This window comes from Marinovum algicola (assembly GCF_900109145.1).
GTDB lineage: Bacteria > Pseudomonadota > Alphaproteobacteria > Rhodobacterales > Rhodobacteraceae > Marinovum > Marinovum algicola.
Window position 1 is genome coordinate 85,846 of sequence record NZ_FNYY01000001.1, and the last position, 25,706, is coordinate 111,551.

General features: G+C 64.9%; 24 protein-coding genes. 7 read left to right on the forward strand and 17 right to left on the reverse strand.

Annotation, left to right across the window (positions count from 1 at the left end):
* Positions 1 to 103 precede the first annotated feature (103 nt).
* From tilS to folD, 5 genes are all read left to right on the forward strand, one after another.
* The gene (tilS, locus tag BMW90_RS00445; protein ID WP_074834272.1) at positions 104 to 1,372 is read left to right on the forward strand and encodes a tRNA lysidine(34) synthetase TilS; all 1,269 of its coding nucleotides are present in this window, start codon (positions 104 to 106) and stop codon (positions 1,370 to 1,372) included.
* Between the two features lie 79 nt (positions 1,373 to 1,451).
* Positions 1,452 to 3,365 carry an ATP-dependent zinc metalloprotease FtsH gene (gene ftsH, locus BMW90_RS00450; protein ID WP_048529696.1) on the forward strand — a complete coding sequence of 638 codons (1,914 nt, stop codon included), beginning with the start codon at positions 1,452 to 1,454 and terminating at the stop codon, positions 3,363 to 3,365.
* A 448-nt stretch (positions 3,366 to 3,813) separates the two neighbouring features.
* Positions 3,814 to 5,490: a formate--tetrahydrofolate ligase gene (locus BMW90_RS00455; RefSeq protein ID WP_074834273.1), complete on the forward strand. Its 1,677-nt coding sequence runs from the start codon at positions 3,814 to 3,816 to the stop codon at positions 5,488 to 5,490.
* Positions 5,491 to 5,593: 103 nt separating this feature from the next.
* Complete coding sequence (locus BMW90_RS00460; RefSeq protein ID WP_048529698.1) at positions 5,594 to 5,905, forward strand: chorismate mutase; 312 nt, start codon at positions 5,594 to 5,596, stop codon at positions 5,903 to 5,905.
* Complete coding sequence (gene folD, locus BMW90_RS00465) at positions 5,902 to 6,804, forward strand: bifunctional methylenetetrahydrofolate dehydrogenase/methenyltetrahydrofolate cyclohydrolase FolD (protein ID WP_074834275.1); 903 nt, start codon at positions 5,902 to 5,904, stop codon at positions 6,802 to 6,804. The genes BMW90_RS00460 and folD overlap by 4 nt, the downstream gene beginning before the upstream one ends.
* Here the strand turns inward: folD and BMW90_RS00470 are convergent.
* A complete protein-coding gene (locus tag BMW90_RS00470; RefSeq protein WP_244526409.1) occupies positions 6,801 to 7,172 on the reverse strand; it encodes a PaaI family thioesterase in 372 nt (123 codons plus the stop codon). The two genes, folD and BMW90_RS00470, sit on opposite strands and share 4 nt — an antisense overlap.
* A 143-nt stretch (positions 7,173 to 7,315) precedes the next feature.
* Between BMW90_RS00470 and BMW90_RS00475 the strand changes: the two genes are divergently transcribed.
* The gene (locus tag BMW90_RS00475) at positions 7,316 to 8,155 is read left to right on the forward strand and encodes a LytTR family DNA-binding domain-containing protein (protein WP_074834278.1); all 840 of its coding nucleotides are present in this window, start codon (positions 7,316 to 7,318) and stop codon (positions 8,153 to 8,155) included.
* Here the strand turns inward: BMW90_RS00475 and pdeM are convergent.
* From pdeM to BMW90_RS00555, 16 genes are all read right to left on the reverse strand, one after another.
* The gene (gene pdeM / locus BMW90_RS00480) at positions 8,113 to 8,799 is read right to left on the reverse strand and encodes a ligase-associated DNA damage response endonuclease PdeM (RefSeq protein WP_074834279.1); all 687 of its coding nucleotides are present in this window, start codon (positions 8,797 to 8,799) and stop codon (positions 8,113 to 8,115) included. The two genes, BMW90_RS00475 and pdeM, sit on opposite strands and share 43 nt — an antisense overlap.
* A gap of 40 nt (positions 8,800 to 8,839) precedes the next feature.
* Positions 8,840 to 11,248, reverse strand: coding sequence for a ligase-associated DNA damage response DEXH box helicase (locus BMW90_RS00485; protein ID WP_074834826.1), 2,409 nt, complete (start codon positions 11,246 to 11,248; stop codon positions 8,840 to 8,842).
* Between the two features lie 172 nt (positions 11,249 to 11,420).
* Entirely contained in the window at positions 11,421 to 12,731 is a 1,311-nt protein-coding gene (locus BMW90_RS00490; RefSeq protein WP_048529707.1) for an ATPase, read from the reverse strand.
* 70 nt (positions 12,732 to 12,801) lie between these two features.
* Entirely contained in the window at positions 12,802 to 13,302 is a 501-nt protein-coding gene (locus BMW90_RS00495) for a prepilin peptidase (RefSeq protein WP_074834281.1), read from the reverse strand.
* 3 nt (positions 13,303 to 13,305) lie between these two features.
* A complete protein-coding gene (locus BMW90_RS00500; protein WP_074834282.1) occupies positions 13,306 to 14,166 on the reverse strand; it encodes a tetratricopeptide repeat protein in 861 nt (286 codons plus the stop codon).
* A gap of 26 nt (positions 14,167 to 14,192) precedes the next feature.
* Entirely contained in the window at positions 14,193 to 14,792 is a 600-nt protein-coding gene (locus BMW90_RS00505) for a tetratricopeptide repeat protein (protein ID WP_053083316.1), read from the reverse strand.
* A gap of 243 nt (positions 14,793 to 15,035) precedes the next feature.
* The gene (locus BMW90_RS00510; protein WP_048529713.1) at positions 15,036 to 16,004 is read right to left on the reverse strand and encodes a type II secretion system F family protein; all 969 of its coding nucleotides are present in this window, start codon (positions 16,002 to 16,004) and stop codon (positions 15,036 to 15,038) included.
* A gap of 11 nt (positions 16,005 to 16,015) precedes the next feature.
* The gene (locus BMW90_RS00515; RefSeq protein ID WP_048529715.1) at positions 16,016 to 16,984 is read right to left on the reverse strand and encodes a type II secretion system F family protein; all 969 of its coding nucleotides are present in this window, start codon (positions 16,982 to 16,984) and stop codon (positions 16,016 to 16,018) included.
* A 5-nt stretch (positions 16,985 to 16,989) separates the two neighbouring features.
* Positions 16,990 to 18,432, reverse strand: a complete 1,443-nt coding sequence (locus BMW90_RS00520; RefSeq protein ID WP_048529717.1) for a TadA family conjugal transfer-associated ATPase — start codon at positions 18,430 to 18,432, stop codon at positions 16,990 to 16,992.
* Between the two features lie 12 nt (positions 18,433 to 18,444).
* Entirely contained in the window at positions 18,445 to 19,755 is a 1,311-nt protein-coding gene (locus BMW90_RS00525; protein ID WP_048529719.1) for a CpaE/TadZ family protein, read from the reverse strand.
* Between the two features lie 295 nt (positions 19,756 to 20,050).
* Positions 20,051 to 20,746: an OmpA family protein gene (locus BMW90_RS00530; protein ID WP_048529721.1), complete on the reverse strand. Its 696-nt coding sequence runs from the start codon at positions 20,744 to 20,746 to the stop codon at positions 20,051 to 20,053.
* 4 nt (positions 20,747 to 20,750) lie between these two features.
* A complete protein-coding gene (locus tag BMW90_RS00535; protein ID WP_048529723.1) occupies positions 20,751 to 22,175 on the reverse strand; it encodes a type II and III secretion system protein family protein in 1,425 nt (474 codons plus the stop codon).
* 216 nt (positions 22,176 to 22,391) lie between these two features.
* Entirely contained in the window at positions 22,392 to 23,378 is a 987-nt protein-coding gene (gene cpaB / locus BMW90_RS00540; RefSeq protein WP_048529725.1) for a Flp pilus assembly protein CpaB, read from the reverse strand.
* A gap of 200 nt (positions 23,379 to 23,578) precedes the next feature.
* Entirely contained in the window at positions 23,579 to 23,758 is a 180-nt protein-coding gene (locus BMW90_RS00545; RefSeq protein ID WP_048529726.1) for a hypothetical protein, read from the reverse strand.
* Between the two features lie 255 nt (positions 23,759 to 24,013).
* On the reverse strand, positions 24,014 to 24,193 hold the full coding sequence (locus tag BMW90_RS00550; RefSeq protein ID WP_048529728.1) for a Flp family type IVb pilin: 180 nt from the start codon (positions 24,191 to 24,193) through the stop codon (positions 24,014 to 24,016).
* A gap of 90 nt (positions 24,194 to 24,283) precedes the next feature.
* Positions 24,284 to 24,463, reverse strand: coding sequence for a Flp family type IVb pilin (locus BMW90_RS00555; RefSeq protein ID WP_048529728.1), 180 nt, complete (start codon positions 24,461 to 24,463; stop codon positions 24,284 to 24,286).
* A gap of 361 nt (positions 24,464 to 24,824) precedes the next feature.
* Here BMW90_RS00555 and BMW90_RS00560 point away from each other — a divergent pair, with 361 nt between their 5' ends.
* Positions 24,825 to 25,634: a lytic transglycosylase domain-containing protein gene (locus BMW90_RS00560; protein ID WP_074834284.1), complete on the forward strand. Its 810-nt coding sequence runs from the start codon at positions 24,825 to 24,827 to the stop codon at positions 25,632 to 25,634.
* The last annotated feature ends 72 nt before the right edge of the window (positions 25,635 to 25,706 follow it).

Genomic DNA, 25,706 nt, shown 5'->3' on the forward strand with positions numbered 1-25,706 from the left:
GGGCGGCCCGGGCCGAAGGGAGAGGGGGCTCTGCCCCCGTCGCCTCCGGCGACTCCCCCGGGAATATTTTGGGCCAGAAGAAGCAGGGGGCGCGGCGCGCCGGATGACCTCTTTCAGTCTCGACAGCCATTTTGCCGGGGTGATGGGCGATCTTCTGGGGCCGGAGTTCCCGGATGAGATCGGGCTGGCGGTGTCCGGCGGCGGCGACAGCATGGCGCTGCTGACCCTGGCGCACAACTGGACGCGGCACATGGGTGTCGGCCTGCGGGTGGTGACCGTGGACCACGGGCTGCGGCCGGAGAGCGGCGCCGAGGCCGCGCTGGTGGCGGCGGAATGCGCGGCGCTGGGACATCGCCATGACGTGCTGCGCTGGCAGGGCTGGGACGGCAGCGGCAATCTTCAGGAGGCGGCCCGGACGGCGCGGCTGCGGCTGATCGGCCGGTGGCGCGGCGGGCTGCGGCATGTGCTGATGGCGCATACGCTGGACGATCAGGCCGAGACCGTGCTGATGCGGCTGGCGCGCGGCTCCGGGGTCGACGGGCTGGCGGGCATGGCGGATCGCCGCTTCGTGCCGCAGGCGACCGAGGATGGCGGCTTTTGGCTGATGCGGCCCTTGCTGACGGTGCGGCGGGCGGAGTTGCGGCATTATCTGACGGTGCTCAAGGGGGCCTGGGTCGAGGATCCGTCGAATGCCGACCGGCGGTTCGACCGGGTGCGCATGCGCCAGGCGCTGGAGGTTCTGGCGCCGCTCGGGCTCGACGCAGCGGCCCTGGCGGAGACCGCGGGCCGGATGGCACGGGCGCAGGCGGCGCTGCGGGCACGGGCGGCCGAGGCCGCGACGCGCGCGGTGCGCGTGCAGCATGGCGATCTGCTGATGGATCGCGACGCCCTGGCGGCGCTGGAGGCGGAGACCCGGCTGCGGCTCCTGGCGGGCGGGCTGCAATATGTCTCGGGGCAGGTTTACCGGCCGCGCGCAAGGGCATTGGCGGCGGCCGCCGACCGGGTGCTGTCGGGCGGCAGCGCCAGCCTGCACGGCTGCCTGATGCGGGCCGAGCGGGCCGAGATTCGCCTCTGTCGCGAATATGCCGCGGTGGCCGAAACCCGGGCGCCGGTGGGGGCGCCCTGGGACGGACGGCTCCGGCTGGGCGGCGCGGCGATTGCCGGGCTGACGGTGCGCGCCCTGGGCGAGGCCGGCGCCGCGCAGCTGCCGGCGCGGCCCGAGGGCCTGCCTTATCAGAGCCTGATCGCGCACCCTGCGGTCTTTGATGGCGACCGGCTGGTGGCCTTTCTCCCGGCCGGCTTTGGCCCCGAATACGACATCTGCCGCCTGACCGGGCAGCATGGCTTTGCCGCTTTCCTCACGACGCATTGAATGTGCCGCACAAACCCCTATTTTTCACCACAAGGGCACGCTATAGAGCGGGCCACACCCAATCTTCGGGAGAACTTTCTTGGGCAACCTGCGTAACATCGCCTTCTGGGTCGTACTCTTCGTATTGATCCTGACGCTCTTCAATCTCTTTTCCGGCGGTGGCAGCACGCTGCAAAGCCAGAGCACGCCGTATTCGGACTTTGTGCAACTGGTGGAGGAGGACAAGGTCTCCTCGGCTGTGATCGATGGCGAGACGATCCGCTATCGGGGCAAGGACGGGCGCGATTACGTGACCATCAAGCCCGAGGATGCCGAAGTCACCCAGGTTCTGATCGACAACGGCGTGGCGGTGAATGCCGAATCGCAGGAGCAATCGGGCTTTCAGTCCTTCATCCTGAGCCTGCTGCCCTTCCTGCTGCTGATCGGGGTCTGGATCTATTTCATGAACCGGATGCAGGGCGGCGGCAAAGGCGGCGCCATGGGCTTTGGTAAATCCAAGGCCAAGATGCTGACCGAGAAACATGGCCGCGTCACCTTTGACGATGTGGCCGGGATCGACGAGGCCAAGGAAGAGCTGGAAGAGATCGTCGAATTCCTGCGCAACCCGCAAAAATTCTCGCGCCTTGGCGGCAAGATCCCGAAAGGCGCGCTGCTGGTGGGCCCTCCGGGCACCGGTAAGACGCTCCTGGCGCGCGCGATCGCGGGCGAGGCCGGCGTGCCGTTCTTTACAATTTCCGGTTCGGATTTCGTCGAGATGTTCGTCGGTGTCGGCGCTTCTCGCGTCCGTGACATGTTCGAACAGGCCAAGAAGAACGCGCCCTGCATCGTCTTCATCGACGAGATCGACGCTGTCGGCCGTCATCGTGGTGCGGGCTATGGCGGCGGCAACGACGAGCGCGAGCAGACGCTCAACCAGCTGCTGGTCGAGATGGACGGCTTCGAGGCCAATGAAGGCGTGATCATCATTGCCGCCACCAACCGCAAGGACGTGCTGGACCCGGCGCTGCTGCGCCCCGGCCGCTTTGACCGGCAGGTGACGGTGCCCAACCCCGACATCAAGGGCCGCGAGAAGATCCTCAATGTCCACGCTCGCAAGATTCCGCTGGGCCCCGACGCCGACATGCGCATCATCGCGCGCGGCACGCCGGGATTTTCCGGTGCGGACCTCGCCAACCTGGTGAACGAGGCGGCGCTGATGGCGGCGCGCGTCGGCCGGCGTTTCGTGACGATGGAAGACTTCGAGAACGCCAAGGACAAGGTGATGATGGGCGCCGAGCGCCGTTCGATGGTGCTGACCGACGATCAGAAGGAAAAGACCGCCTATCACGAGGCCGGCCACGCGGTGGTGGGCTTGTCGCTGCCGCAATGCGACCCGGTCTACAAGGCGACGATCATTCCGCGCGGCGGTGCGCTGGGCATGGTGGTGTCGCTGCCCGAGATCGACCGGCTGAACTGGCACAAGTCGGAATGCGAGGAAAAGCTCGCGATGACCATGGCCGGCAAGGCGGCCGAGATCATCAAATATGGCGAGTCCAATGTCTCGAACGGGCCGGCGGGCGACATTCAGCAGGCGTCGGCGCTGGCGCGGGCCATGGTGCTGCGCTGGGGCATGTCGGAAAAGGTGGGCAATATCGACTACTCTGAGGCGCATGAGGGCTACAGCGGCAATACCGCCGGCCTGTCGGTCTCGGCCCATACCAAGGAGATGATCGAGGACGAGGTGAAGCGCTTTATCCAGGACGCCTATGACCGTGCCTTCGAGATTCTGACCGAGAAGAAAGAGGAATGGGAGCGGCTGGCGCAGGGTCTGCTGGAATACGAGACGCTGACCGGCGAGGAAATCCGCCGCGTGATGAAGGGCGAGCCGCCGCAACTGGGCGAGGATGAGGACGACACGCCGGATCAGGGCAATGCGCCTTCGGTCACGGCGATCCCCAAGACCAAGCCCAAGGCCAAGCCGTCCGGGGACATGGAGCCGGAACCGACGGCCTGAGCCCGGCAGATCAGTCAAGGAAACCCCCGCAGCCGATGCTGCGGGGGTTTTGTTTTGCCGAAGGGGTCTGGCGTTTCGGTTGCCAGGGCAGGGGGAGGCCCCGGAGCGGGGTCCGGGGCGGGTCATCTGGACGTCGGGCGGTGGCGCGTTTGATGAGCTGTCGGGGATCGGGGCACGATCTAGGATGCAGGCCGCAGCCCACGCCGGGCCCGCACCCGCCCCGGCCCTGCGCCGGGGCCCCGCGGTCCGGTCGACGGCCGGGAGAGCGGGCAGGGCAGAGGCCGGAGCCGCTCCGCGGCGGAGGCACGCCGAGACCCGGAGCGGCGGGTTTTCGAACTGCCGTGTCTTCGGGCAAAGCCGCCGCAAGCTGCGGTCAAAATGTCGGATTCACCTCGGGCTGCGGCGGGATGCCGCGTTATGCAGGGCCAAAGCCAACTGGAGTGCACCCATGTCCCATAAATCCGACATCGAAATCGCCCGCGACGCCAACAAGAAGCCGATCCAGGAAATCGGCGCAAGGCTCGGGATCGGCTCGGAACATCTGCTGCCCTTCGGCCATGACAAGGCCAAGGTCAGCCAGGATTTCATCACCTCGGTGCAGGGCAACAAGACCGGCAAGCTGATCCTCGTCACCGCGATCAACCCGACGCCGGCGGGCGAGGGCAAGACCACCACCACCGTGGGCCTGGGCGACGGGCTCAACCGGATCGGCAAGAAAGCGGCGATCTGCATCCGCGAGGCCTCGCTCGGGCCGAACTTCGGCATGAAGGGCGGCGCCGCAGGCGGCGGCTATGCCCAGGTGGTGCCGATGGAGGACATGAACCTGCATTTCACCGGTGATTTCCATGCCATCACCGCGGCGCACAACCTGCTCAGCGCCATGATCGACAACCATATCTACTGGGGCAATGCGCTCGACATCGACCCCCGCCGGGTGGTCTGGCGCCGGGTGATGGACATGAACGACCGGGCGCTGCGCGATGTGGTGACCTCGCTCGGCGGCGTGGCCAACGGCTTTCCGCGCCAGACCGGCTTTGACATCACCGTGGCGTCGGAAGTCATGGCGATTCTCTGCCTTGCGACGTCGCTGGCGGATCTCGAGCGGCGGCTGGGCGACATCATCGTCGCCTATACCCGCGACCGCAAACCGGTGACCTGCCGCGACATCAAGGCCGATGGCGCGATGACGGTTCTGCTCAAGGACGCGATGCAGCCCAACCTGGTGCAGACCCTGGAGAACAATCCGGCCTTCGTGCATGGCGGGCCGTTCGCCAATATCGCGCATGGCTGCAACTCGGTGATGGCGACCTCGACGGCGCTCAAGGTGGCCGATTACGTAGTGACCGAGGCCGGTTTTGGCGCCGATCTGGGCGCCGAGAAGTTCATGAACATCAAATGCCGCAAGGCCGGCCTCGCGCCCGATTGCGTGGTGCTGGTGGCGACCTGCCGGGCGATGAAGATGAACGGCGGCGTGCCCAAGGGCGATCTCGGTGCCGAGAATGTCGAGGCGATCCGCAAGGGCTGCCCCAACCTCGGGCGGCATATCCAGAACGTGAAGAGCTTTGGCGTGCCGGTGGTGGTGGCGATCAACCATTTCGTCACCGACACCGAGGCCGAGGTCCAGGCGGTCAAGGACTACGTCGAGAGCCAGGGCTCCGAGGCGATCCTCTGCCAACACTGGGCCAAGGGCTCCGAGGGCACCGAGGCACTGGCCACCCGCGTGGCGCAGATTGCCGACGCCGGCGTGTCGCAATTCGCCCCGCTCTATCGTGACGAGATGCCGCTCTTCGAGAAGATCGAGACCATCGCCAAGTCGATCTACCGCGCCGATGAGGTGCTGGCAGATGCCAAGATCCGCAACCAGCTGCACGACTGGGAAGAGGCGGGATATGGCGATCTGCCGGTCTGCATGGCCAAGACGCAATACAGCTTCTCGACCGATCCCCACCTGCGCGGCGCGCCTACCGGCCACTCGGTGCCGGTGCGCGAGGTGCGGCTTTCTGCGGGGGCCGGCTTCGTGGTGGTGATCTGCGGCGAGATCATGACCATGCCGGGCCTGCCGTCGGTTCCGGCGTCGGAAAATATCCGGCTGAACGAGGGTGGCCAGGTCGAAGGATTGTTCTAAAAGGGGGCGGGCCGCGGGGGGCATCTTGCCTCCTCCGGTCCGGTCGCCGCTGGGGCGGCGCCTGCCTCTGGCGGGGATATAGGACAATCGAAAAAGGACAGGCATGCGCAAGACCCCCGACGAGATCGAGACCATGGCCGAGCTGCGCGACACGATCGATGACATCGACCGCGCATTGATCGCGCTGCATGTGGAAAGGGTGGGGTACATCGACCGCGCGCCGGTGCTCAAGGCGCCGGACGGCATCGCGGCACGCGCCCCCTCGCGGGTGGCGGATGTGCTGGCCAAGGTGCGTGCTGAGGCGGACCGAACGGGGTTTGACGCGGATCTGGCCGAGGCCATGTGGGCGCTGTTGATCGATGCCATGATCGCCCGCGAAGAGCAGGTGATGGGCAAGGAAGGAAAAGACGGATGACGGCGAGTATTATCGACGGCAAGGGGTTTGCCGCCAAGGTGCGGGGCGAAGTGGGGCGCCATGTGAAAAGGCTCAAGGACGAGCATGGCATCACCCCGGGGCTGGCGGTGGTGCTGGTCGGCGAAGATCCGGCGAGCCAGGTCTATGTACGCTCCAAGGGCAAACAGACGGTCGAGGCCGGCATGAATTCCTACGAGCACAAGCGTGACGCCTCGATCTCGCAGGAGGAGCTGCTGGCGCTGGTCGAGCAGCTCAATGGTGATCCGGCGGTGCATGGCATTCTGGTGCAATTGCCGCTGCCCGATCACATTGACGAGGATTTGGTGATCAATGCCATCGATCCGGCCAAGGATGTCGATGGATTTCACATCTCCAACGTCGGGCTTCTGGGCACCGGGCAGGAGAGCATGGTGCCCTGCACGCCGCTGGGATGCCTGATGATGCTGCGCGATTTTCACGGCAGCCTGTCGGGGATGAACGCGGTGGTTGTCGGCCGGTCGAACATCGTCGGCAAGCCGATGGCGCAGCTTCTGCTGGGCGACAGCTGCACCGTGACCATCGCGCATTCGCGCACCAAGGACATTAAGGAGGTCACCCGCCGCGCCGATATCGTGGTCGCCGCCGTCGGCCGGCCCGAAATGGTCACCGGCGACTGGATCAAGCCCGGTGCCACGGTGATCGACGTCGGCATCAACCGCATCGACGCGCCGGAAAAGGGCGAAGGCAAGACCCGCCTGGTGGGTGATTGCCACTTTGACAGCTGCGCCGAGGTCGCGGGCGCGATCACCCCGGTGCCCGGCGGAGTGGGGCCGATGACCATCGCCTGCCTGCTGGCCAATACGCTGACCGCCTGTTGCCGGGCCAATGGCATCGCGGCACCCGAGGGGCTGACCGCCTAAGCCTCGGCCAGGACGGGCACCATGGTGCCCTGAAGGGCGGCGATCTCGGTTTCCCGGTCGCCGTCGCGCGCCCAGACCGCGGCCCGCACCACGATCAGCCGCCGCCCGGGCTTGAGCACCTCGCCCACCGCCCGCAGGCTCTGGCCGCGGGCCGGGGCCAGCAGATTGATCTTGATTTCCGCCGTCAGCACCTCGGCCCCCTCGGGCATCAGCGTGAGGGCGGCATAGCCGGCCGCTGTATCGCCGAGGGCAAAGGTCAGCCCGGCATGGCCAAAGCCGTGTTGCTGGCGCGCTCCGGGCCCGATGGGCGCACCGATCACCACATGCCCCGGGGCGATCTCGGCCAGTTCCGCCTCGAAGGTGGTCATCAGGCTTTGCCGGGCAAAGCTTGCCCTTAGGTCAATCCTTTTTTGGGGGGACAATTCCATGGTTTTCCCTTAGCCCGATGGTATTAAACACTCACTGTAGAAATCACGATGCCAAAGCGGCAAGTTTTTTGCAAAGAGCAGACATGACGCATTATTCAACGATGTTGAAAGAAGAAACCGACATTTCCCATACCGACACAGACCTCCCCCCTCTGACGGCCATAATCAACCGGGTTCAGAGCCTGCGCCACTCGCGCATTGCGCTGGCGGTGTTCTTCGGCCTGACGGCCGTCGCCGTGATCGCGGAACCCTTTGGCACAGATGGGCAATTGAGCGTTGGCCTGCGGATTTTCTTCTGGTCCTTCCTGATCGGCGTGTCGATCGTTTGCGGCGCGGTCTTCGACGAGATTTCCTATCGTCTGGTGCGCCCGCTGGTGGCCTGGCGCGCGGCGCTGGTGGCCTCGGTTCTGATGACGCTGATCTTTGCGCCTTTCGTCTATCTGTGGTCGCGCGCGATGGCGGTTCTGGGCGGCACGCTTGACCCGCAGATGCCGTCGATCGCGCTCAATGTCCTGGTGCCCACGCTCACCGTCTATTCTGTGATCCACGTGGTGCGCCCGCATCTGCGCGCGCCCGAAGCGGCCGCCGCCGCGCCCGAAGAGGAACCGCTGCCACGGCTGTTCGATCGGCTGGAAGTGTCGCAGGCGACGGTCTATCGCCTGTCGGCCAACGATCACCTCACCGATGTCGCCACCGACCGCGGGCTGGAGCAGATCCGCATGCGGTTTGCCGATGCGGTGGGCGAGATGGCGCCAATGCCGGGCTGCCACGTGCATCGCTCGCACTGGGTGCCGCTGGATGCGGTCGACGCGGTGCAGCGCCGGGGCGGCAAGCTCCTGGTCAAGCTGGTGAACGGCGATGAGCTGCCGGTCAGCCGCACCTATCGCCCGCGTCTGGAAGAGGCCCGGCCCGATCTGTTCTGACGCATCGGCACCGCCAGCGCCCGGGCTCCGGTGAGGATTGCCAGAGCGCCCGGCGCCATCAACCGGTCGAGCGCCGGATCGTCGCTGCGCAGCCCGCCGGTGTAGGTGCCGAAAGCCGGCAGAATCAGCCGCGCCTCATCGACGAGAAAACAGGCGCGCGACCCGGCCCGCAGCCGCAGCTTGGGGTGGTAATGGCCCGAAATCTCGCCCCGGTCTTCGTCACTGGCGAAATGGCGGAAGGTCAGCCCGAGGTGGCGAAACTGCGCCAGATGATCGCCGGCCAGCGCCACCGGACCGGGATCGTGATTGCCCTCGATCCAGATCCAGCGCCGGCCGGCCTGCAACCGGGTGATCCAGTCAAGCGCCGTCAGGGGCAGGGCGTCAAAGGCCTGCAAATCGTCGAAGCTGTCACCGAGACAGATCACCGTCGCCGCCGCGGTCGCCTCCACCTCGGCCTCGAGCCGGGCCAGCGTGTCCTCGACGTCATAAGGCGGCAGCTGCACGCCATTGCGCCGCGCCTGCCGGGCCGATTTGCCCAGATGCAGGTCAGACACGCAGAGCAGCCCGGCCGCGGGCCAGTGCAAGGCGCCCGAGGGCCGCGCCACCAGACGCTGGCCGGCAAAGGTGAAATCGTAGGTGTTCATGCTCTGTCCCTTGCCGCAAGCCGCGCCCGGGCGCAAGCGGTCACAGCCGGTCGATTCCCGCCTCGGCCATCAGCGCCGCCGCCTCTTCCTCCAGCAGCCGCTCGCGCGCGGCGCCCGTCACCGGCACCCGGCCGACCTCGAGCAGCATCGGCGCGGCCAACGGCGTCACCCGGTCGAGCCGGTGCAGATCGATTCGCCCCTGCACCCGTTCGGCCATCTCGCGGATGCGGGCGAAATCCACCAACCCGCGCATCGCCTCGGCCCGGGTGATCCGCATCAACAGGTGATCGGGATCGTATTTCAGCAGCGTGTCATAGAGGATGTCGCTGGAAAACGTCGCCTGCCGCCCGCTTTTCCTGGTCCCGGGCATGTTGCGGTTGATCAGCATGGCGATGGTGGCGCTGGCGCGAAAGGTGCGTTTCATCACCGCGTTGCCGGCCAGCCAGCCATCCAGCCCCGCCTCCAGCGCTTCAATGTCGAACAGCGGCGCCGGATCGGTCAGCGGCGTCAGCCCCCAGATCAGCGTGGCATAATCGGTGGCGACAAAGCCCAGCGGATCGAGCCCCAGCTCCTCCATCCGTTTGGTGACCAGCAGGCCGAGGGTCTGCTGCGCATTGCGTCCGGCAAAGCCGTAGATGCAGGCATGGGCACGGCCGTCATGCGGAAAGCTCTCGATCAGCAGCCGCCCGGGCTCCGGCAACCGGCTGACCTGTCGGTGCAGGTGCAGCCAGTCGCGGGTGTGATCGGGCAGGTACGGCCAGTCGCGCGCCTGCAACATGTCGAGGATGCGCTGGCTGAGCTGCGTCGAGGTGGCGAACTTGGTGCCGCCGAAGGTGGCGATCTTGGGCTTTTTCGCCGCATCCCGCGTCACCTCCACCACGGTCTCGCGCAGCCCGGCATAGCGCACGATCTGGCCGCCGATCAGAAAGGTGTCGCCCGGCGTCAGGGTGGCGGCAAAGCCTTCCTCGATCTCGCCCAGGGGCTTGCCGCCGCGGCCCTTGAACCGCACCTTCAGCAGGTCGCTGTCCTGGATGGTGCCGATGTTCATGCGGATGATCCGCGCCGACCGCGGATCGCGCAGTTGCCATTGCCCGTCCGCGCGCCGCTGGAGCCGCTGCCACTGGTCATAGGCGCGCAGCGCATAGCCGCCGGTGGCGCAGAATTCCAGACAATCGTCGAACTGCGCCCGCGTCAGCCCGGCATATGGCCCCGCCGTCGTCATCTCGGCATAAAGCGCCCCGGCCTCGAACGGCCCGGAACAGGCGGCGATCAGGATATGCTGGCACAGCACGTCGAGCGGGCCGGGGCCGCGCGGATCGCCATCGAGCGCATGGGCGCGGGCGGCCTGAAGCGCGGCATGGCATTCCACCACCTCGAAACGGTTGGCCGGCACCAGCCGCGCCTTCGACGGCGCATTGTAGCGGTGATTGGCGCGGCCGATGCGCTGGATCAGCCGCTTGACGTTCTTCGGCGCGCCGATCTGGATCACCAGGTCGACATCGCCCCAGTCGATGCCGAGGTCGAGCGACCCGGTACAGACGATGGCGCGCAGGTCGCCGCGCACCATGGCCGCCTCCACCTTCTCGCGCTGCGCCCGATCCAGGCTGCCGTGGTGGATGCCGATCGGCAGGCTGTCATCATTGGCCAGCCACAGGTTCTGAAAGAAGATCTCGGCCTGTGCCCGGGTGTTGTGAAAGATCAGCGTGGTGCGATGCGCCTTCACCGCCGCCATCACCTGCGGAATGGCATAGGCGGCGCCGCCCCCGGCCCAGGGCGGCGCCGCCGGCAGCGCGAGCATGGCAATGTCCGGGTCGGGGCCGGGATCGGCGGCGACGATGGCGCAGGGATCGGGATGGCGCGCCAGCATCCGCGCGATCGCGTCGGGATCTTCCACCGTGGCCGAAAGCCCGACCCGGCGCAGCCCGGGGCAGAGCCCCTGCAACCGCGCCAGCGCCAGCATCAGCTGATCACCGCGCTTGCTCTCGGCCAGGGCATGGATCTCGTCGACGATGACTCGCTGCAAGCCTTTGAAAATCCGCGGTGCATCCTCGTAAGAGGTCAGAAGTGCCAGGCTCTCGGGCGTGGTCAGCAGAATATGCGGCGGATCGGCGCGCTGCCGCCGCTTCCGGGTGTAAGAGGTATCGCCCGTGCGGTCCTCGATCCGGATCGGCAGGCCCATCTCCGTCACCGGCCCGGTCAGGTTGCGCTTGATATCCGCCGCCAGCGCCTTCAGTGGCGAAACATAAAGCGTATGCAGCCCCTCATGCCGCCCCGCCGCCAGTTCGGCCAGGGTGGGCAGGAAACCGGCCATGGTCTTGCCGCCACCGGTGGGCGCGATCAGTAGAACCGCCGGCTCCGCCCGCCGGTCGACCATCGCCTGCTGGTGCGGGTGCACCTGCCAGCCGCGGGTGGCAAACCAATCGGTGATGACGGCGGGCAGCGACTTCATCGGAAAAATCCAGGGCGCCCCCGCCGGATGCAAGACCGCCCCGGTCTTCTTCTCTTCGAAAATACCGCCGGGGGAGTCCCGCAGGGACGGGGGCAGCGCCCCCAGACCCCGCCTGCCAAGCCTCTCGCGGGGGGATCTTCCTGGCGCGGGGGTGCCCCGGCTGCGGTCGGTCTCACTTCACGATCTTCTCGTCCTTGACGAACATATTCGCCCAGGCGCGATCGACATAGTCCGGCGTCATCCGCGGCGCGACCCCTTCGAAGGCGCAGATCGACAGAATCTGATCGATCAGGAAGACCGGCTGGTAATTGGCATAGACATTGTCGATGGTCGGATATTTCACCTGCAACAGATGGATCAGGCTGGCCTCGTCCAGCGGCAGCCCCTTCTTCTTCGCCACTAGGGCAAAGATCTTGAGGAAATCCTTCTGCCCCGGCCCGTCGATCTTGATCTTGAAGAAGATCCGCCGCAGCGCCGCCTGGTCGAAAATCTCGTTCGGGTGGAAGTTGGTCGAAAATACCACCAGCGTGTCAAACGGCACCTCGAACTTCTCGCCCGATTGCAGCGCCAGGATGTCGCGGCTTTCCTCCAGCGGCACGATCCAGCGGTTGACCAGCGCCTGCGGCGGCTCTTCCTGCCGGCCCAGGTCGTCGACGATAAAGATGCCGCCCGAGGACTTGAGCTGCAACGGCGCCTGATAGGTCCGCGCGGTCGGGTTGTAGACCAGGTCGAGCATCTTCAGCGACAGCTCGCCGCCGGTCACCACCGTGGGGCGTTCGCAGCGCACGTAGCGGGTGTCATAGCGGTTCGACGAGCGCCGCAGCCGGGTCGGGTCGTCCTCCTGCTCCTCGGCGGCGGAATGCACGATCGGGTCATAGACGGTGATCACCTGACCGGCATATTCGATCGCCCGCGGCACATAGATCTTGTCGCCCATCGCCTTGCGGATGCCGTTCGAGATCGAGGACTTGCCGTTGCCGGGCGGGCCATACATCAGGATCGAGCGGCCGGCCGAGACCGCCGGGCCGAGCTGATCCATCAGCGTGTCGGGCAGGATCAGCTCGCCCATGGCGGCAGTCAGCTGGCTGCGGGTGATCTGGATGTTGCGGATCGACTGGCGCTTGACCTGCTCCTGATAGACATGCAGCGGCACCGGCATGGCGCCGTAGTATTCCGATTGCGCCAGCGCATCCAGCGCCCGCGCCTTGCCGGCATCGGTCAGCTCGTAACCCATCTCGTTGCCGGAATTGGCGTTCAGCGTGCCGGTGGCCTGCAACAGCTTCTGGCCGCGCGCCAGATCGACCAGCTCCTGTGTCACCGGGATCGGCAGGCAGATGCCGCGGGCGATCTCGGTCACCACGTCGAGGTTCGAACGGAACATGGTCTTGAGCAGGATATCCCGCATCATCACGATCGGCAGGGCCATCTCCTCCAGTCGCCTGGGGGCGGGCGGGGCTGTGACGTTTCCGACGGCCATGTTCATTGCAGATACCTCTCTCAATGCGGGGCCATGGTTGCGGGCAGGGGTTCAGAAATCATGAAGCGCATGGCGCTCAGCTCCCGTAAACCGCGCCAAGCGCGAGATAGAGCGCCAGCGTGCCGCCAAGCGCAAGGCCCATGGGAAAATCGCTGCCGGTCTCCCAGCTCTGCCAGCCGGGCGCCATGCGGCGCAGCGGGCTGTATTTCGCCAGCCGGTGGGCGGCAAAGGCGCCCAGCAGTGTCGCCGCCAGAAGCATCATCAGAAAGATGAAATCGCCGGGATGGATGAATGGCGCGGCAGCGGCGGCAAACTTGGCGTCGCCCGCACCGACCAGCCCGGTGGCATTCATCACGATGCCCAGCAAGAGCACGACCCCCAGCTGCAAGAGCCGCCAGGAATAATCGGCCAGCGGCAGGGCGATCAGCCCGACCACGACAAACACCGCCGTCAACGCCAGAACCGCATTGTTGGGGATCTTCATCATCCGCATGTCCGACCAGCAGACATAAACGCAGACCGGCGCCGCGAAGGGCAGGAACCACAGGGCCGACCAGGCGGTGACATGCAGGCCCATCGGTCAGTTCGCCGTGTTGTTTTCCAGGGCGCTCAGGGAGCGGACGGCGGCCTCGAAATACTGCGGATGGGTCTCGATCGCGTCGCGGAACAGGCCCTTTCCGGTCTCGACATCGCCGCGTTTGATCGCCGAGAGCCCCAGGGTATAGAGCAGCTCGGCGCGCTCCTGCTGGCTCATCGGCACCACCGGCAGGGTGTAATTGCCCTGGGCACCGCGGGCCAGAACGAGGTTGTTCTTGGCGGTAAAAAGCGAGGTGTCCTGGCGGATCGCCTGCACGAACATCCGCTCGGCACCCGGGTAATCGCCCCGGCTCAGCTTGGAATAGCCCCAGTTGTTCATCACGCTCGACGGCGTCGTGGTGAGGCCGATGGCGGTTTCGTAGAAACTGTCGGCCTTTTTCCATTCCTTGTTGCTGTCGGCGATCATCGCTTCGAGCCGGTAGCGCTTGAAGGTCTCATGCGTCGGCGGCACGCTGTCGAGCACCTCTTCGGCCTCTTGCCACTGGTTGTTGCGGATATAGGCATCGGCGAGCTGCACCTTGTCATCGGCTTCGCTGTCTTCGAGCTGGACGATCTTCTTCCAGGCCGAGACCGCCTCGGTCGGGCGTTTGGCCCGGATCAGCGAGGCCGCGAGGCCGCGTTGCAGATCGATCCGTTTCGGTTGGCTGGCGGCGGCGCGCTGGAAATAGCTCACCGCCTCGTTCGGGTCGGAATTTGTCAGCATCACCTCGTTGAGGTTGCTTTCGTCGATCACGTTGATGTCTTGCAGCTTGCGGTCGACGGCGTCCCTGTCGATCTCTTTCTCACAGGCGGCCAGGGCCAGCACGGCGGCCAGACCGGCGAACACAAAGATAGGGTGGCGCATTCTTGCGTCCTTTTCTGCTCGTGCCTCTAGAGTGCGGTTCGGATCAGGTAGTCGGAACTGCCCCGCCGCACCAATTTATAGTCTTGTTGTTGCTCGATACCGTACTGGATATTGTCCAGTTTTGCGAGGGCTAACCGCAGGTTGTCCCGGATCGAGTCGCTCTGCCCATCGTCGAGCGCATAGGCTCGGCGGAACACCTGGGCGGCCTCGGCATGTTTGCCGCGCTCCATCAGAACGACGCCCAGATTGTTCCAGACCTCGGGCCAGCTTTCCTCTTTCTTGACCGCGCGGCGCAGCAGGGTCTCGGATTGCCCGAGCCGCCCGAGTGCCAGATTTGCGGTGCCCAGCGCCGAGAGCACCTCGGCATCGCCGATCCCGCGTTCCAGCGCGGCGCGGTTGAAGGCCGAGATCGCCAGTTCGTATTCCTTGGCAGCGAGCAGCCTGTGGCCCACAAGGAGCTGATCCACCGGCTCCGCGCGGCGATTGACCTGCGGAGCATAGGGCGAATTGCGGTCACGCTCAAAGCCGCCCTGGGAACAGGCGGCGGACACCAGGATCACGGCCAGAAGGCCGGCTGTTCTGGAAAGGGACACCTTCTTTCCTGCTCGTTGACTGCCTCGGTTCATGCCGGTGTCTCGCCTCGCGGCGGCCCGGCTTGGCCCGAGCCTAGCGCAAGCCGGCGCAGAAACGGGACCGGTTTGTTGATCCCGGCCGCAAAAACCCCGTCCACGTTGCGGATTTGCCGATGGCGCCAGCCCAGCCACCGTCGCAGGACAAAGGGGGGTACGCCCCGTGCCTGACTGTAGGGTGGGTTTCCAACCCACCGCTTTGCGCCCGAGTGGCGGGTGGGTGTTCAACCCACCGCCACCTCACCCCGCCAGAGAGCCGAGCTTCATGATGCCCATCGCCGAGGGGCCGACCAGGATGATCAGCAGCGGCGGCACAGTCAGACCCATGGTCACCAGCGTCATCTTGGTGGGCAGCTTGTTGGCCTTTTCCTCGGCCCGCATCACCCGCTTGTCGCGCATCTCGCCGGCATAGACCCGCAGCGCCTCGGCGATCGAAGTGCCGAAAACCTGGGCCTGAATCAGCACGGTGACAAAAGACGAAATATCCTGCACGCCGCAGCGTTCGCCCATGTCGTTGAGCACGGTGGATTTGTCCTTGCCGGCCTTGATTTCGTGGCTGACGACCTGAAATTCATAGGCAAGCTCTCGATAAGACGACTGGATTTCCTTGCTCACGCGCAGGATCGACTGGTCGAGCGACTGCCCGGCCTCGACGCAGACCAGCATCATGTCAAGCGCGTCTGGGAACCCGTCCTCGATCTCTTCGTGACGTTTTCCGGCGCGGCGCGAGACCCAGTATTTGGGTAGGAAATAACCCGCCGCACCGGGGCCGAGGATATACATCACCATTTGCTGCGTGGTGGCATTCTCCGGGCCGAGCACAAGGTAATAATAGGCCAGGCCCAGCCCGAGGGCGAGCACGCCCAGGATCACCTGCGCCGCGTGGAACATCCGCACCGCGTCGCGGCCGCGATAGCCGGCCTGCATCAGCTTCTTCTGGATCTCGGAATAGCTTTCCTGGTCCTGCGGCTCGAGGAAGGCACCGTATTTCTCCAGCTTTTCGTTGCGGGTGCCGCCGGAACGCAGGGTCTCGTTCTTGCTGACCTTTTGCTGGCGGGTCTGCGCCGCCAGCTTTTCCATCGGGTCGGGGCGCTGTTTGAACAGCATCGACACCGCCAGCAACAGAAGCAGCACCGCCATGGCACCGACGATCAGCACCGGCGCCATCGGACCAAACAATTCGTAGAACACTCCGCCGGGTTCGAACATGACGGGCTCCTTTACACTTTGATGTTCACAAGCATCCGCATGACGACAAGGTTCGCCGCGAGGAAGCCGAAGACCACGAAACAGGCAATGATGAAGAGCGGGTGATCGATCACTTCGTCATAATAGTTCGGGTCGGTAAGCTGGATGAAGATCAGGCACATGATCGGAAAGCCCGAGAGGAACTTGCCCGACCACTTGGCCTCGGCGGTGATCGCCTTGACCCGGCGAAACAGCCGAAAGCGCGCCCGGATCACCTTTGACAGTCCCGCCAGCACCTCGGCCAGGTTGCCGCCGGATTGCTGCTGGATGGTCACCGCCACTGCCAGAAAACGCAGATCCTGCATGTCGAGCCGGTCCGACATCTCGCGCAGCGCCTCGCCGACGTCGCGGCCATAAGCGGCCTCGTCGGCGATGATGCCCAGCTCCGAGGCCAGCGGATCCTTGACCTCTTTCGACACGATGGTCAGCGCCGAGGAAAACGGGTGGCCGACGCGCAGCGAGCGCACGATCAGTTCGATGGCGTCAGGCAGCTGCTCTTCGAGCATCGCCATCCGCTTGCCGGCCTTGTGATTGATCCAGGTATAGACCCCGCCGACCCCCATGGCGATGGCGCCGGCCACGCGCACGGCCAGGCCGGCCTCGGTGCCCAGCGTCAGCCCGACAAAGGCGAGGAAGCTCACCACCACCATGATCAGGATGAGCTGGCCGGGCGTAAAGGCGATGGCCGCCTTCTGCGCCTTGGTGGCCAGCAGCGAATAGAGCGGGATCTTGCGCGATTTGACGTGCTGGGTCATCTCCTTGCGGAGCTTTTCCAGCACCTCGTCGCGGCGCGCGCCCTTGTCCATCATCTCCAGCCGGCGGTTGACCCGGCTGTTGAGGCTGATCGATTTGCCAAAAACGGTCAGGTAGACCCCTTCGACCAGCGCCAGGACGCCGACAAAGATCAACCCGTAGATAATCGGTTCTGCTGAGAGCTCCATGCGATCTACTCCGCGGCAAAGGGTTCAAAGATGGCGGGCGGCAGGTCGTAGCCCCAGAGCTTGAAGCGCTCGGAGAAATGGCTGCGGACGCCGGTGGCGGTGAAATGGCCGATGATCTTGTTGTCGGGCGTCAGGCCGACGCGCTGATAGCGGAACACCTCCTGCATCGAGATCACCTCGCCCTCCATGCCGGTCACCTCGGTGATCGAGACCATGCGGCGCGAGCCGTCCTGAAGGCGCGAGGCCTGGACGATCAGGTTGACCGCCGAAGAGATCTGCGAGCGCACCGCCTTGATCGGCATCTCGATCCCGGCCATGGCAATCATGTTCTCCAGCCGGCTCACCCCGTCGCGGGCGCTGTTGGCGTGGATCGTGGTCATCGAGCCGTCGTGGCCGGTGTTCATCGCCTGCAACATGTCGATCACTTCCTCGCCGCGGGTCTCGCCGACGATGATCCGGTCGGGGCGCATCCGCAGAGCGTTGCGCAGACAGTCGCGCTGGGACACCGCGCCCTTGCCCTCGACGTTGGCGGGGCGGCTTTCCATCCGGCCGACATGGGTCTGTTGCAGTTGCAGTTCCGCGGTGTCTTCGATGGTCAGGATGCGTTCACTGTCATCGATGAAGGACGACAGCGCGTTGAGCGTCGTGGTCTTGCCCGAGCCGGTCCCGCCCGAGACGATGACGTTCAGCCGGCAGGCGACGGCGGCTTGAAGATAGGCGGCCATCTCTTCGGTGAAGGCGCCGAAATTCACCAGATCGTCGACCGCCAGTTTTTCCTTCTTGAACTTACGAATGGAAACCAGGCTGCCATCGACGGCGATCGGCGGCACCATGGCGTTGAAACGCGAGCCATCGGCGAGACGGGCGTCGACGTAGGGGTTGCTCTCGTCGACCCGCCGGCCCACGGCCGAGACGATCTTGTCGATGATCCTGAGCAGGTGCTTTTCGTCCTTGAAGGTCACGTCGGACAGGGTCAGCTTGCCATTGCGTTCGACAAAGACCTGCTGCGGGCCATTGACCAGGATGTCGTTGACCGTGTCATCCTGAAGCAGCGGTTCCAGCGGGCCGAGGCCCTTGACCTCGTTGTAGAGCTCCTGGATCAGCGTCGTGCGGTCGTCGCGGTTGAGCACCACGCCCTTTTCGTTGAGAAGCTCCTGCCCGATGTCGCTGATCTCGGCCTTGAGGTCGGCCTCGGAGGCATGTTCCAGCGCGCTGAGGTTGAGATTGTCGAGCAGCGCGCGGTGAAGTTCGAGCTTGAGATCGCCCATCTTTTCCTTGCGCTTCTGCTCCTTGTCGGTGGCCACCGGACGCGCGGCCATGGTCTTGACGACCGGCCGGCGCATCGAGACCGGCTTGGCCGGGGCCTCTTCCTGGACCGGCATCTTGGCGACATTGTCGGGCTTGGGCGCCGGTTTGGCGGCGTCGGGCTTGCGGTATCTGGAAAACATCGGGCTTTGTCCTCAGGCTGCTTCTGCCGCATCTGCACCGATTTCGTGCAGAGATTTGGCAAGCTTGGCGATTTCACGGCGCAGCGGGTTCTTGGCAGCGGCGGTGGCCAGCGGCAGGCCGTGGTCGCAGGCCTGCACCACCGGCTTGCCGCCGTCGGGGAATTGCACGTCGATCGAGATGCCGAGGCTCTCGGCCATGCGCTTGACCCGGCTCTTGCCGGTCAGATCGGTGAATTTCGGCGCGCGGTTGAGCAGGAACCGCAGCTTTTCGAAGGGCAGATCCTCCGATTGCAGCGCACGTTTGAGCCGCAGGGCGTTTTGCGCCGAACGCATGTCGATCTCGAGCATCGAGAAATAGACATGCGCCATGTTGAGCACCGTCTCGGACCATTGCACCAGGGTCTTGGGCATGTCGACGATGACATAGTCGAAATGCGCGCAGGCGGTGGCCAGCAGCTTTTCCACATCCTGCGGCGGCAGCAGGTCGAGCGGCAGCATGTCGGCCGGCGCGGTCAGCACCTGCATCTTTTCTTCGTAATCCATCAGCGCCTGGCTGAAGCTGTCTTCGTCCATGTTCTCGATGTCCGAGAGCAACTCGTAGACGGATTCGCGGCGCGGCAGATCCAGGTAGGTGGCCACCGATCCGAATTGCAGATCGAGGTCGATCAGACAGACCTTGGGCGCATCGGTCTTGGCGATGGTGGCCAGTTCCCAGGCGAGGTTGGTGGCAAAGGTCGTGGCACCGGTGCCGCCGACAAGCCCCTGCACCGCGATCAGCACGCCGTTGCGCGCCGCGCCCTTTTCGAGCTTGACCTTCTTCTCGTTCGTCTCGTCGGACGCGGGCTCTTCGGCCACCGGAGCGTCGCTCACATCGGCCAGCGCCACGGCGGCGGCGGTCTCGGCCGGGGCAGGGGGGGTGGCCCGGACCCGGTCGATGGCGAATTGCAGCTCGGTCTCGGGCAGCGGGTACGGCACGAATTCGTCGGCGCCCTTGCGCATCAGGTGGTGCAGCGCGGCGGGCGAGACATCCTCGGTGATCAGAATCACCTTGATGCCACGCGCCTTGGCGGCCTCGATGATTTCGGCCAGCACCGGCAGATCGGCCTCGTCCTCGGCATCCATGGCGATGGCGATGAATTCGAGCGAGCCGGCGTCTTCCTGGGCAAAGAAGGGCACCGCCTCTTCAAAGCCCAGATCGCCCCATTGCTCGCCCAGGGCGTTTTCCATGTCTTCGATCAGGAGCTCGAATTCCTGCACATTCCGGCTGATGGTGCAGGCAATGATGGGGGGGATGTCCATCTCAAGCGCTGTTTCGTCGGTCATGGCCTTGTTATCCTTTACCAAGCTCTACTCGCCCTCTGTCTTCGCCGTCTGCCGCTACATGAAGCGCCTGTTGCAGCAGCGAGGATCCGGGACCGTCCCGCAGGTTCATCGTCCCGCGTGGCACATTTCACTGGATCGAAGGTGATGGAAAATTCGGGCGAATTTGCGGCCAAAAGATCGTCATTTCGCGAATTCGGTTCAATCGCGGGCCTGACCAGGCATTGTTCACCGGCTCCGAAAACCAAAAAGGAGGCGGAACATCCGCCTCCTTCTGCCTGCCGCCGGACGAGGTAGTCTAGTTGGCAGAACTGTCGGAGGTGTCCGCCTGCGTGCCGGTCGACACGCCGGTGGTAAAGGTCGAGGCCGGTTCGCCGGACACCAGGTATTCGCGATAGACGACGGCGGCATAATTGCCGTCGAGCAGCATCGGATGCCCCGCCACGAAGCCGGAAACCTCGGTCACGGTGCGGCGGTTGCGGCGTTCGCGGCCCTGGGTCACGATCAGCGGCTGGGTCTCGCCAAAGCTCACCACCGCCTCGAGCCGGGCACGCGAAATGCCCTGACCGATCAGGAAATTGACCACCGCATCGGCGCGGCGCTGGCCCAGCCGGCGGTTGTAGGCATTCGAGCCGACCTTGTCGGTATGGCCATAAACCCGGAAGCGCACTTCGGGGAAGCGGCGGATGAACGCTGCCTGCTGACGCAGGATGGCGCGTGCGCCGGCCTCGAGCTGCGACGAGTTGAAGGCAAAGTTCACCGTGGTCGGCACCTCGTCGGCAAACCGCTGGGCCATGTTGTAGACCCATTGCTTTTCGCCGGTCTGATAGGCCTGGTTGTTCAGCGTCGCGGTGCCGAAATGGCCGGTGTCGATCAGCGCGCCGGATTCGCGAAAGAACGAGCTTTGAACCGGCCCCCGATCGGGCGAGCATCCGGCCAGGACGCCGAGAGCGGCGACCGAAGCCACAAGATATGTCAAGCGCGGCTGCTGCATCCGATCAATCCATCACATAGCCATAGGACCCGGAGAAATCCTGCTTGGCAACCTCGGCAACGGGGCCCTTTTTATATGCCGTGTCGCTGGCCACGCGGCCATGCAGGAAGAGGTCTTTCTCGGAGGGCGGGCGCACCTTGTCGGTGGGCAGGGCCAGCGCCTCGCCGCGGGTGGGGGTTACCAGATGCGGCGTCACGATGATCACCAGTTCCGATTGTTCGCGGCTGTATTCTGCCGACCGGAACAGCGCGCCCAGCACCGGCACATCGCCCAGCCAGGGCACCTGGCCGTTGAGATCGCGGAAATCGTCCTTCAGCAGGCCGGCGATGGCAAAGCTCTCGCCGTCGCGCATCTCGACCGTGGTGGTCGCTTCGCGGCGGGTGAAGGCATCGATCTGGAAGTCGTTGTTGACAAATCCGTTTGTCGGGTCGATGGCCGACACCGCTGTCTTCAGTTCAAGGTTGATGACGTCATTGTCGACCACCCGCGGGATAAAGCTCAGCTCGATCCCGAAAGGTTTGAACTCGATGCGGATCAGGTCGCTTTCGGCCGAGACCGGCACCGGATATTCGCCACCGGCCAGAAAGGTCGCCTCCTGGCCCGACAGCGCGGTCAGGTTGGGCTCGGCCAGCATCCGCACCATGCCCTTGCTTTCCAGCGCCTCGAGCAGGACCGCCACTTCCACCGCGCCCATGTTGAAGCCAATCGAGGAGGAGAGCTCGTTCGAGGTCGAACCGGGGATCGTGCCGTTGAGAATGCCCTGAAGCGCCGAGTTGCGCGCCGCCTGGCCCGAGCCGAGCCGCACGCCGACATCGCCGCCGAAGATGTCGCCGCCAAGCGCCAGCGAGGACGACAACGATTTCGACACGTTGCGCGACATCTCGGCAAAGCGGACCTTGAGCATCACCTGCTGCACGCCGCCGACGCTCATCAGGTTGGACACCCGGTCGGGGGCGTAGCGTTCGGCAAGATCGAGCGCGCGCGTCATCTTTTGCGTGGAGGAGGCGACGCCAGACAGGACGATGCCGTCATCGGCGCTGCGCACCTCGATCTTTTCGCCCGGCATGATCTGGCGCAGGCGTTCCTTGAATTCGGTCAGGTCGAAGGTCACATGCACGTCGACATTGGTGATCAGCCGGCCCGAGGCGTCGAGCAGGGTCAGCGTGGTGGTGCCGGTGCCCTTGCCCAACACATAGATGGTGCGGTCGGACAGCGAAGAGATATCGGCAATCGCGGGGTTGGCAATCGAAAGTTCCGCGAAGGGCACGTCGCTTTCGACCACGACGGCGCGGTTGATCGGCACCGAGAGCTTGGACGAGGTGCCTTGCCGCACCACGCGAAGGGTTTCGGCCTCCGCGCTTGGCGCAAACGGCCCGGTGGCCAGAGCGGCGCCCATGAGGGCGGCCCCGAGGAACATCTTCACTGTCATCTGTGACCTGCCTTTCCGATCACGCCTCACACGCGCAGGTCTTGTTGCCTGCATTTGGCGCCACCTTGCGGGAACTTTGGATTTTTTGCAATATTCAATGGCTTCCGACCCTGTGTTTATGTGGGTATCTCGCAACAGGCGCAGAAAAAAGAAAACGCCACATTACAGGATGCGGCGTTTTTCATTTGCTGTCCTACCGGATATGGGGTGAGTCGCTCAGTTTGTGCAGGGGATCGGGATTTCGATCATTTCGCCGCCCTTGCGGGTGCGGATGGTGCAGACTTCTTCCTTTTCCACCTCGACGATCTTTTCCTCTTCCGGCGCCTCGAGCCCCAGAAGGCTCATCTGGTCGACCTCGACCGGGCCCACTTCGCTGGTGTCGCCCGAGCCGACCAGGGCCAACGACAGCCGGCCGGTCGATTGTGCCTGGGCCAGCGCCGCCACCTGCTGCGGCTTGGCCGAAACAGTCACCGTGCGGGCGATGGTGGTCGCGGTCTTGTCGCCATAGGCCGATTGATCGACGGCGATCAGCTTGACGCCGGTCTCGATCAGCTTGGTCACATCGGTCGAGCTGCGGCCGCTTTCGTCGGCAAAGGACGCGACACGGCCGGTCCAGTAGACGTCGACCCGGTCGCCGGGACGCAGGAAGCCGGAAACGCCGGAAGCCACGTCGACCTTGATCGCAAAGGCGCGCATGCCCGGGCTCAGCCGCGAGGTGATGCCGGCATCCTGGCCGGGCAGGGTGACCTTGCTGGCCAGAACCGCCTCGCCCCGCTCGATGGTGCGCATCACAAACCGTTCCTCGCCGGTTTCGGGGAAGAGATCGGCGATCTCGGTGATCTTCATGCCGTCGCGGCGCGGGTGCACGCCGGGCTGAGGGTTTTCGCGCAGCCGGTCCTGGGTCTCTTCGTCGAGCTCGTCCCAGGGCTTGTGATAGGGCACGGCGCCACCGCGTTGCAGAAAGGTGCCTTCCGGCACCGAGGCACGGGGAAACTTGACCACGCGCACCGCGTCCTTGTCCAGCTTGTCGCCGTAGTTCATCCGCTTGGTCGCGACAAAGACCTCGACCGTGGCGATGCCTTCGGCGCCCTTGGCCTTGGCCAGCGCGACACGATAGGAATTCACATAGCCGTTTGCCAGATAAACCGCGAATCCGGCCAATGCGATGCCGAGAATCAGCACAAATCCGAATACCACCCGCATATCCTGCCCTCTCCTTTGAAGCGTCCCGGTCTTATGCCGGGAGAATGTGGTGAAACTAAGCCCGGCAGCGGGCGTCCTGGGGGCGCGCCGGCCTTTCCCGGCCGCGGCAGCCGGCGCAGATCACGCCCGGCACGTACATGCGAAAGCCGGCCCAGGGATCGGGCCGGCCGTCGAAACTTGGTCCTGCGTTCTGTCAGGTGTCAGAAATCGTTCTGGCCGCCGATCGCGCCGCCAATTGCGGTGGACAGGGTATTGGTGTTGCCCTCGATCGTCACATAGGCCACCGAGGCCAGCCCGACGATCGCGGCGGTCAGAATGACCCAATCCACGGTCACGGCACCATCTTCGGATTTGTAAAATTGTTTGAGAAGCCTTTGCATAGCTCTCTCTCCTAACTCTTGATACCCCCGGGAGGCGCCGCCAGGGGTTGGCCTGACGTCCGCGCCGAGCTGAAACTGCCCCGAAACACCGGGGCGCAGCGGACCTGGCGCTTGCGCCCGGTCCGATCATCCGATCCGCCCTGTCCCGACATGCAACGGCCGCCACACGGGCGGCCGGCGCCATACGGCGAAGCGGATCCGACAGGTGCCCAAGCGTGAAATCGGGGCACCTGTCGATGTTCAGGCACTAAGCGATCAGAAGTCGTTCTGGCCGCCGATGGCGCCGGCAGTGGCGTTGAACAGCGTGGTGGCGTTGGTCTCGATCGCGCCATAAGCGGCGATGGCCAGGCCGACGATGGCTGCGGTCAGGACGACCCAGTCAACAGTCACGGCGCCGTCTTCGTCTTTGCGGAAGTTTTTGATGAACTTGATCATGGTTTTTCTCCGGGTAGGGCTCGCGGGCCCGATGTTTGTGGCGGGGTCTTGCCGCGGCAAGACCCTCATGTCAGATGCTCAGGCGGTCGATCAGAAGTCGTTCTGGCCGCCGATGGCGCCGGCAGTGGCGTTGAACAGCGTGGTGGCGTTGGTCTCGATCGCGCCATAAGCGGCGATGGCCAGGCCGACGATGGCTGCGGTCAGGACGACCCAGTCAACAGTCACGGCGCCGTCTTCGTCTTTGCGGAAGTTTTTGATGAACTTGATCATGGTTTTGGTCTCCGTAGGTCGATTTGCGTTTCGTTAACCTTGCCGGGGTGCTCAGAACTGCCTCTCACCTCAGGTCTGTCCGACTTGGTATGACGCTAATAAGCCAGCGGATTGGGGCGGCAGTTGGGCAGCAATCGCGCGATTTCCGGGTCTCGGGCCACTTTTGTGATTTAATCGTGAAGTACTTGATTCTGCTGGGAAACAAGTTTTTAGGAAAGTTTTCCGCGCCGTCGGATCGGGAAAATTGCTGGCAAATATGGCGCGCGTGCCGCTTTTGCGGCCGACAAAACTGGCCCCGAGGCGGGTTTTTTGCGAGGGTCGAGACAATCACATAGCCCAACGAGGCAGAGCAGGTAGACCGATGAGACATCTCGCAAGAGGCCTTGTGCTGTGCGCCCTGATGGCGGCCGTGGGGCCGGCCCGGGCCGAGCCGCCGGCCTTTCCCGATTTCGAGGCCCGCCGGGTCAAGCCGCCGAAGCCCGGCGCCAAGAAACGCATCCTGGTGCAGATCACCGCGCCGGTGCCGCGCAAGCCCGTGGCCCCCGCGCCCGATCCCGCCGTTCGCGATGACGGCGACGGCGCGGCCTATGGCTGGTTCTGGAACCGGGTCTCGACCAGATACGAGGCCAGGAACCCCGGCCGGTTGGAAGAGGCGCTGGCGGCGCTGGACGCCGCCCCCGCCGGCCAGGCGGTGCGCGCGCCGCGCCTGTCAGAGTTGCAGGCGATCGCCACGGCGCAGGGCATCGAGATCCTCAAGGCCACGGTCGGCACCCGGGTCTCGCCCGCCTTTGCGCTGGCGGTGATGTCGGTCGAGAGCGGCGGGCGGGTCGATGCGGTGTCTTCAGCCGGGGCGCAGGGGCTGATGCAGCTGATGCCGGCCACCGCCGCCCGGTTCGGAGTGAGCAATGCCTCGGTTGCGGCAGACAATATCCGGGGCGGGGTGAAATTCCTCGATTTCCTGGTCGAGAAGTTCGAGGGCGACCCGATCCTTGTCCTGGCCGGCTACAACGCGGGCGAGAATTCCATCGGCCAGCACGGTGGCGTGCCGCCATTTGCCGAAACCCGCGATTATATTCCCAAGGTGCTGGCGGCCTGGAAGGTGGCGCAGGGCCTGTGCAAGACCCCGCCGATGTTCATCTCTGACGGCTGCGTCTTTGTCACCATGAACTGAGCCGCCTCAATATGGCATGGAGGCCCCTCTGGGGCGGCCTGCTCAGCACCTGCGGGGCCGGATGGGGGCTCT